This window comes from Streptomyces sp. NPDC127117 (assembly GCF_042677325.1).
Classification (GTDB): domain Bacteria; phylum Actinomycetota; class Actinomycetes; order Streptomycetales; family Streptomycetaceae; genus Streptomyces.
The window spans coordinates 17,864-26,016 of sequence record NZ_JBHXTM010000088.1; the positions used below are offsets into that span (position 1 = coordinate 17,864).

The following is an 8,153-nucleotide window of genomic DNA, read 5'->3' on the forward strand; positions in this document are numbered from 1 at the left end:
CCATCAGGCCGGACCGGGGGTCAGCCCGCCTCCTTGAACCGCTCCCCCTCCTCCCCTTCCCCGCCGCCCCCGTACAGCGCACGGTTGACCGTGACGACGGGCCGAAGTGACGGGACGGGGGGGCGGGGCAGGGGCCATGCCGGGCCGGACCGGGGGTCAGCCCGCCTCCTTGAACCGCTCCCCCTCCTCCCCTTCCCCGCCGCCCCCGTACAGCGCACGGTTGACCGTGACATACGTGGCGCCGTGTGCGGCGAGCACTTCGGCGGCCACGCCGGGGCAGGCGGTGAGTGCCAGGAGAAGGTGCTCGTCGCCGATGGAGCGGTCCCCGCGTCCGGCCGCGATCCGCAGCGACCTGGCCAGGATGCTCTTCGCGCCGCGGGTGAACGGGCGGCGCCGCGCTCCGCGCCGCCTGGCCCGGTCGAGCGCACCCACCCCGTGCGCCTCCTCGACGCGCGCGACGATCTCGGTCACATCGATGCCGATGCCGGCGAGCGCGTCGGTGTCCGCCCTGGTCAGCCCGCCGTGGCGTCGGGCCGTGGCAAGCTCGGCCTCGACGGACGCGCGACGGTCCGCGAGCCCGAGTGAGGTGACGGCGAATGCGGCCCGCCCCTCCTGCCGGTCCAGCAGCGCGAGCAGTAGATGCTCCTCGCCGACCGATGCGGCATCGGTCAGCTCGGCATGGCTTACGGCGCCGGTCACCACTTCCCGGGCGTCCCTGGTGAATCGTTCGAACATCACTGCCTCCCGTACTTCTTGTGCACGGCCTGCCTGCTGACGCCCAGTTCGGCCGCGATCTCCTGCCACGACCAGCCCTGCACGCGGGCACTCCTGACCTGTACGGCTTCGAGCTGCTCCAGCAGCCGGCGCAGCGCGGCGACCGCCCGCAGCCCCACCCGCGGGTCACGGTCACCGGCACGCGCGGCGAGATCCGTCGCTTCAGTCATGACGTCAACATAGGTTGACACGCCCCATCCGTCAACCGCGATTGACAGATGGGGTGTGCGGCGCGTGGTGTGCGGGGCGCTCAGCCGTGCGCCGTCCCGGTCACCGTCACCGTGACCCGCGCCCCCTTGCGGGCGTGGACGCGCACCTCTCCGCCGTGCCTGCGGACCTCGGCTCGGCCGTCCACCGAGACCCGCCACCGCCCGGCGGTCGGCGGCAGCGAGATCTCCGTGGTGCCGTGGCGTCCCGCCGTGTAAGTGAGCCGGTAGACGCGCGCGTTGTCGTCGTACGTGTCGGAGTGGACGGTTCCGGCGACGGCGGGTGCGTACGGTGTGGCGGTCCGCTCCTTGTTGGCGGCGAAGGCTCCGTTCTCGTCCAGGGCGCAGTAACCACCGCCGTAGCACCACACCCAGCCCGCCCAGCCCGAGCTGTAGCGGCTCAGGGAGGCCATCGCGTCCCGGTAGAAGCGGCCCATCTGCGGGAGCCTGTTGTTCAGCGGGCCCCATTCGCCGACGACGACCGGAATCTTCTGCTGTTCCGGGTACGCGGTGACGGCGGCCTCGTACGACTCGATCCAGCCGGCCGCCGGGTCGTAGTCGGCGCCGGCCTCCATCGCGGTGTTGTAGAAGTGCGGGGCGTAGACGGTGCGGTGGTCCTTGATCGCGCCCAGTCCGGTGGGCACGCCCTCGCCGACGATGGGGGTGGGCTCGACGAACAGCCAGTTGTCGCGGTCGACCGAACGGACCGCGCGGGCCAGCCGGTTGTACATCGGGGTGAGCTGCTGGGCCTCGATGCGGCGGGCGGCCGTCGGCAGGTCCTCGCCCTCGCCGAGCTCCCCCATCGGCTCGTTGATCAGGTCGTAGCCGAGGACGGCGGAGTGGTGTCCGAAGCGCTTGGCCACGACCTGCCACATCCGTGCCTGGGCGCGCTGGAGGTCGGCGTCCTCGTAGAGGTGGGTGAAGGCGCGCTGCACGGCGGGCTCGAAGTACTCCGAGAACCAGTCGTCGGGGTGCGGGGTGAAGGGCAGACCGTCGGTGCGGGTCGCCCAGGCCGGGATGCCCCGGGCGTTGAACGCCGGGCCGAACACGTCCTGGTGGGCGTCGAGCAGCACCTGGATGTCGTACTTCTGCGCCCAGTCCAGGACCCGGTCGATCCGGCGCAGATACTCGGCGCTGTAGTGGCCCTGGACCGGTTCCAGGTCGTCCCAGAAGATGAGCAGCCGGGCGAAGTTGAAGCCCTTGGCGTGCAGATCGCGGAAGTGCTTCTCGGTGATGGCGGTCAGTGCCTGGTCACCGCTGTGCGCCTTGTCCGCGACGCTCCATCCGCGCAGGGTGAGCGTGCGGCCCTGGTCGTCGGTGAGCCGGGGTATGCCGGTCCGTTCCGGTGGTGCCGGATGTGCGTCGGCGGCGGGGGCGAGGGCCCCCGCCGCGAGCACGAACGAAGTGACGATAGAGGTGAGTACGCTGCCCATCCGCATCCGCGTCCGTATTCGCATGGCGCAGATCAGAGCAGCTCACCCCGCACTCCTCAAGAGCAGGTGAGCACAATTTTTCCGAACTGGTCGCCCGCCGAGAGCCGTTCGAACCCCTCGCGGGCCCGGTCCAGCGGCAGCACCTCGTCGATGACGGGGCGTACGCCGGTGGTCGCGCAGAACGCGAGCAGGTCCTCCAGCTCGTCCTTGGAACCCATGGTCGAACCGACCACCCTCAGCTCCAGGAAGAAGATCCGGGTCAGCTCGGCGTGCGAAGGCCGGTCACCGCTGGTCGCGCCGGAGATGACGAGCGTGCCGCCGGGGCGCAGCGACTTCACGGAGTGGGACCAGGTGGCCGCGCCGACCGTCTCGATGACCGCGTCGACGCGCTGCGGCAGCCGTGCGCCCGGCTCGAACGCCTCGACGGCACCGAGCTCGACGGCGCGCTTGCGCCTGGCCTCGTCGCGGCTGGTGGCGTAGATCCGCAGCCCGGCCGCCCGGCCGAGCACGATCGCGGCGGTGGCGACGCCGCCGCCCGCCCCTTGGACGAGGACCGAGTCGCCGGGGCGCACCCCGGCGTTGGTGAAGAGCATCCGGTACGCGGTGAGCCAGGCGGTCGGCAGACAGGCGGCCTGCTCGAAGGTGAGTTCCTTCGGCTTGGGCAGCACGTTCCAGCTGGGGACGGTGACCTGCTCGGCGAAGGTGCCCTGGTAGCGCTCGGTGAGGATGGAGCGGGGTTCCTTCGGGCCGACGCCGTGGCCGGTCTGGCCGATGACGGAGTGCAGGACGACCTCGTTGCCGTCCTCGTCGGTCCCGGCCGCGTCGCAGCCGAGGATCATCGGCAGCTTGTCCTCGGCGAGGCCGACGCCGCGCAGGGACCAGAGGTCGTGATGGTTGAGGGAGGCTGCCCGGACGTTGACGGTGGTCCAGCCGGGTCGTACCTCGGGGGCGGGGCGCTCGCCCAGCTCAAGGCCGTTGAGGGGCTGGTCGCGGTCGATGCGGGATGCGTAGGCGGCGAACATGGCCCCGACGATAGGCCGGGCACGGGCCGGGCGTAACCGACCACGGGTGTGACGCGCACCGCGCATGCAAGCCCCTCCGACGATCGAGGAACAGCGACCCGGGGGGCAGGAGGACACGCACCGCGCATGCAAGCCCCTCCGGCGATCGAGGAGCGGGGGCCCGGGGGCAGCGCCCCCCCGGTTACGGGAAGGGGCGGGGTGGGGAACAAGCCCGCCGCAGGCGCACCCCGCACCCGGGAACCCGTACCCCCACCCACGCCCCACCGGCTCAGCGCCGGGCCACGCCCTCCGCCCGCGCGGCGGCCGCCACCGCGGCGGTGACCGCCGGGGCCACCCGCTCGTCGAACGGCGACGGAATCACGTAGTCCGCCGCGAGCTCATCGCCCACGACGTCGGCCAGCGCGTTCGCCGCGGCGATCTTCATGCCCTCGGTGATCCGGGAGGCCCGGACCTGGAGGGCGCCCGCGAAGATGCCGGGGAAGGCCAGCACGTTGTTGATCTGGTTCGGGTAGTCGGACCGCCCGGTCGCCACGACGGACGCGTACTTGTGCGCGATGTCGGGGTGGACCTCGGGGTTCGGGTTCGCCATGGCGAAGACGAACGCGCCGGGCGCCATCGAGGCGACGGCCGCCTCGGGGACCGTGCCGCCGGAGACGCCGATGAAGACGTCGGCGCCCGCCAGCGCGCTCTCCAGCGGGCCGGAGATGCCGGCCCGGTTGGTGAGCTCGGCCAGCTCGCGCTTGACCTCGGTCAGGTCCTCGCGGTCCCGGCTCACAATGCCCTTGCGGTCGGCCACGGCGACATCGCCGAGCCCCGCCTCCAGCAGGAACTTCGCGATGGCCACCCCGGCGGCGCCGGCGCCGGAGATGACGGCGCGCAGGTCGCCGAGGCTGCGGCCGGAGAGCTTCGCGGCGTTCCGCAGGGCCGCGAGCGTCACGACGGCGGTGCCGTGCTGGTCGTCGTGGAAGACCGGGATGTCGAGCCGCTCCTGGAGCTTGCGCTCGATCTCGAAGCAGCGCGGCGCCGAGATGTCCTCAAGGTTCACGCCCCCGAAGGACGGCGCGAGCCGGACGACGGTCTCGACGATCTCGTCCGCATCGGTCGTCGCGAGCGCGATCGGCACCGCGTCGACGCCGCCGAACTGCTTGAAGAGGATCGCCTTGCCCTCCATCACCGGGAGGGAGGCCTCGGGTCCGATGTCACCGAGGCCGAGAACCGCGGTGCCGTCCGTCACGACGGCGACGACCTGCGACTTCCAGGTGTAGTCGTGGACCAGCTCGGGATTCTCCGCGATGGCGCTGCACACCTTGGCGACGCCGGGCGTGTACGCGAGGGACAGGTCGTCCTTGTCGCGGATCGGAACGGTGGCCTGCACGGCCATCTTCCCCCCGCGGTGGAGAGCGAAGGCCGGATCGAACGGCTCATCGGTGGTGCTGTCGGTGGTGCTGTCGCTGCGAGGATTGACGATCTCCGCTGCCATGGTGTTGACCCCTTAAGTCTTCATCGTTTGAGGGTGGCCACTCCTGGTTGAGGAGGGGTGGGCGGGCACCGCGTACGTTCCCTGCGTCGGCGGTTGGCCCGCACCGGCAGGGGGAAATACATACGCGCGGGCGCGCCGCACACGCGCCCTGAGCCCCGGATGAGGGGTGTAAAGGTCTTTCTTACCGGACGAACCGCTTCATGGACGAGTCCATATCGGTTCGGTGACGTGACTCATAGTCGAATATCTGGACAAGTCCGCCAAGCGACAAAAGCGTCCACCAGTCGAGACGCGCCGCAGATCTTCCGGCGTGATGATGGAACCCCCACAGATGGTCCGGCCCTGTGTACCGGCCCCGTGAGGTTCGGGGATCGCCCGTTATCCGATTTTGACATGATCAGCGCCCAGATTTAGCCAGTCCGAATGGCAAGATGCCCTAATCCCACAGGGGGGCGACATCCGAAGTCGTGTGTCCATACCGCCTGGCAACACCACCCCTCACCTGCCGGAGGCAACCCGATCATGACCGCAAGCACCACTCGTCGCACGGCCGCGAAGCCCAGGATCGCAGCGGTATGCGCCATCGCGGTCGCCGGCACGATGCTGCTGGCCGCCTGCGGCGACCAGACCAAGAACGGTCCGAGGAACTCGGCGTCGGCCCAGGCCCCGTTCGCCGACCTCCTGCCCAAGGAAATCAAGGACAAGGGCGTCATCAAGGTCGGTTCGGACATCGCTTACCCGCCGGTCGAATTCAAGGACAAGTCCGGCAAGACGGTCGGCATCGATCCCGACATCGGCGCCGCGCTCGGCAAGCAGCTCGGCGTGACCTTCGAGTTCCAGAACGGCACGTTCGACACGCTGATCACCGGTCTGCGCTCCAAGCGCTACGACCTGGCGATGTCCTCGATGACCGACACCAAGGACCGCCAGCAGGGCATCGACTCCGAGACGAAGAAGAAGGTCGGCGAGGGCGTCGACTTCGTCGACTACTTCACCGCCGGAGTCTCGATCTACACCCGGAAGGGCGACGACCAGGGGATCAAGACCTGGGCCGACCTCTGCGGCAAGAAGATCGCCGTCCAGCGCGGCACCGTCTCGCACAACCTCGCCAAGGACGAGTCGAAGAAGTGCACCGGCGGCAGGACGATCGCGATCGAGACCTTCGACAACGACCTGGAGGCCCAGACCCGGCTGCGCAGCGGTGGCGCCGACGCCGGCTCCTCCGACTTCCCGGTGGCCGCGTACGCGGTGAAGACCTCGGGCGGCGGCAAGGACTTCCAGATCGTCGGCGAGCAGGTCGAGGCAGCCCCGTACGGCATCGCCGTCGCCAAGGGCAACGACCAGCTGACCAAGGCCGTTCAGGCGGCGCTGAACGGGATCATCAAGAACGGCGAGTACGGCAAGATCATCTCGAAGTGGGGCGTGGAGGCCGGCGCGGTCACCGAAGCCAAGCTGAACGGCGGATCCTGAGCAGGCACCGGCGCTGAAAGGTTCTTCCTGTGACTGACATCGAGAAGACGGGCCCGGCCGACCAGCCGCCCATACCTCGCGCTCCATCGTCCCGGCCAGAGGCGATCCGGGCCATTCCGGTCCGGCACTACGGCCGGTACGTCTCGGCCGTCATCGCCATCGCGGCGCTCGCCGCGATCGTCTACGCCTTCAGCCAGGGCAAGATCAACTGGGGTGCGGTCCCGGACTACTTCTTCGACGACCGCATCCTCAAGGGCGTCACCCAGACCCTGCTGCTGACCGCGCTGTCCATGGTCATCGGCATCGTCGGCGGTGTTCTGCTGGCCGTGATGCGGCTGTCGAAGAACCCGGTGACCTCGTCGATCGCCTGGTTCTACATCTGGTTCTTCCGCGGCACCCCGGTCCTGGTCCAGCTGTTCGTCTGGTTCAACCTGGGCCTGGTCTTCGAGTACATCAACCTGATGCCGATCTACAAGGACTACTGGTCGAGCTTCATGACGCCGCTGCTGACGGCGCTGCTCGGCCTGGGTCTGAACGAGGCCGCGTACATGGCCGAGATCTGCCGTGCGGGTCTGCTCTCGGTCGACGAGGGCCAGACGGAGGCGTCGCACGCGCTGGGCATGAGCCACGGCAAGACCCTGCGCCGCGTCGTGATCCCGCAGGCGATGCGGGTGATCGTGCCGCCGACGGGCAACGAAGTGATCAACATGCTCAAGACCACGTCGCTGGTGGCGGCCGTGCAGTTCTACGAGCTGTTCAAGTACGCGCAGGACATCGGGCAGGGGTCCGGAGCCCCGGTCGAGATGTACTTCCTGGCTGCGGCCTGGTATTTGATCATGACTTCGGTGCTGAGCGTCGGCCAGTACTACCTGGAGCGGTACTACGCGCGCGGTTCGAGCCGCAGTCTGCCGCCCACCCCGTTCCAGAAGGTCAGGGCCAACCTCCTGTCCCTCGGCCGCCCCAAGGGAGGCATGGCATGACCGCCATGGTGAAGGCCGAGGGCGTACACAAGTCCTTCGGCGCCGCGCACATCCTCAAGGGCATCGACCTGGAGGTCGCCCCGCAGGAGGTCTTCTGTCTGATCGGCCCCTCCGGTTCCGGCAAGTCGACGTTCCTGAGGTGCATCAACCACCTGGAGCAGATCAACGCCGGCCGGCTGTACGTCGACGGCGAGCTGGTGGGCTACCGCCAGAAGGGCGACAAGCTCTACGAGCTCAAGGACAGCGAAGTCGCACGGAAGCGCCGGGACATCGGCATGGTCTTCCAGCGCTTCAACCTCTTCCCGCACATGACGGCGATCGAGAACGTCATGGAGGCCCCCGTCCAGGTCAGGCGCGAGTCCAAGGCCGTGGCGAGGGCCCGGGCCGAGCGGCTGCTGGACCGGGTCGGCCTCGGCGACAAGGCGAAGAACTACCCCTCCCAGCTCTCCGGCGGCCAGCAGCAGCGGGTGGCCATCGCCCGCGCCCTGGCCATGGAGCCGAAGCTGATGCTCTTCGACGAGCCGACGTCGGCGCTCGACCCGGAGCTGGTGGGCGATGTCCTGGACGTCATGCGCGGTCTCGCGGAGGACGGCATGACGATGATCGTGGTGACCCATGAGATGGGCTTCGCCCGTGAGGTCGGCGACGCGCTGGTCTTCATGGACGACGGCGTGGTGGTCGAGTCGGGCCACCCGCGCGACGTGCTGACCAATCCGCAGCACGACCGGACGAAGTCGTTCCTTTCGAAGGTGCTGTAGCAGCAGGAAGAGAGGGCGGTACGGAGCCAC

The 8,153-nt window shown here is 69.3% G+C and carries 8 protein-coding genes; 3 read left to right on the forward strand and 5 right to left on the reverse strand.

All coding sequences use genetic code 11. The features are described from left to right. Positions 1 to 156 precede the first annotated feature (156 nt). The 5 genes from ACFVH0_RS38485 to ACFVH0_RS38505 all read right to left on the reverse strand — a co-directional run bounded on the left by ACFVH0_RS38485 (position 157) and on the right by ACFVH0_RS38505 (position 4,915). On the reverse strand, positions 157 to 735 hold the full coding sequence (locus ACFVH0_RS38485) for a Clp protease N-terminal domain-containing protein (protein ID WP_385828066.1): 579 nt from the start codon (positions 733 to 735) through the stop codon (positions 157 to 159). Beyond that, on the reverse strand, positions 735 to 944 hold the full coding sequence (locus ACFVH0_RS38490) for a sigma factor-like helix-turn-helix DNA-binding protein (RefSeq protein ID WP_114249297.1): 210 nt from the start codon (positions 942 to 944) through the stop codon (positions 735 to 737). The genes ACFVH0_RS38485 and ACFVH0_RS38490 overlap by 1 nt, the downstream gene beginning before the upstream one ends. 80 nt (positions 945 to 1,024) lie before the next feature. Then, positions 1,025 to 2,437, reverse strand: a complete 1,413-nt coding sequence (locus tag ACFVH0_RS38495) for a cellulase family glycosylhydrolase (RefSeq protein WP_385828068.1) — start codon at positions 2,435 to 2,437, stop codon at positions 1,025 to 1,027. 32 nt (positions 2,438 to 2,469) lie between these two features. After that, complete coding sequence (locus ACFVH0_RS38500) at positions 2,470 to 3,435, reverse strand: zinc-binding dehydrogenase (protein WP_385828070.1); 966 nt, start codon at positions 3,433 to 3,435, stop codon at positions 2,470 to 2,472. 268 nt (positions 3,436 to 3,703) lie between these two features. Continuing rightward, positions 3,704 to 4,915: an NADP-dependent malic enzyme gene (locus tag ACFVH0_RS38505; RefSeq protein ID WP_385828072.1), complete on the reverse strand. Its 1,212-nt coding sequence runs from the start codon at positions 4,913 to 4,915 to the stop codon at positions 3,704 to 3,706. Between the two features lie 522 nt (positions 4,916 to 5,437). On the opposite strand from ACFVH0_RS38505, the gene ACFVH0_RS38510 reads away from it, so the two are divergent. From ACFVH0_RS38510 to ACFVH0_RS38520, 3 genes are read left to right on the forward strand one after another with little or no spacing between them, the layout of a single operon-like run. After that, positions 5,438 to 6,385, forward strand: a complete 948-nt coding sequence (locus tag ACFVH0_RS38510) for an ABC transporter substrate-binding protein (RefSeq protein ID WP_385828074.1) — start codon at positions 5,438 to 5,440, stop codon at positions 6,383 to 6,385. A gap of 29 nt (positions 6,386 to 6,414) precedes the next feature. After that, positions 6,415 to 7,365, forward strand: a complete 951-nt coding sequence (locus ACFVH0_RS38515) for an amino acid ABC transporter permease (RefSeq protein ID WP_385828076.1) — start codon at positions 6,415 to 6,417, stop codon at positions 7,363 to 7,365. After that, complete coding sequence (locus ACFVH0_RS38520) at positions 7,362 to 8,123, forward strand: amino acid ABC transporter ATP-binding protein (RefSeq protein WP_385828078.1); 762 nt, start codon at positions 7,362 to 7,364, stop codon at positions 8,121 to 8,123. The genes ACFVH0_RS38515 and ACFVH0_RS38520 overlap by 4 nt, the downstream gene beginning before the upstream one ends. Positions 8,124 to 8,153: the final 30 nt, after the last annotated feature.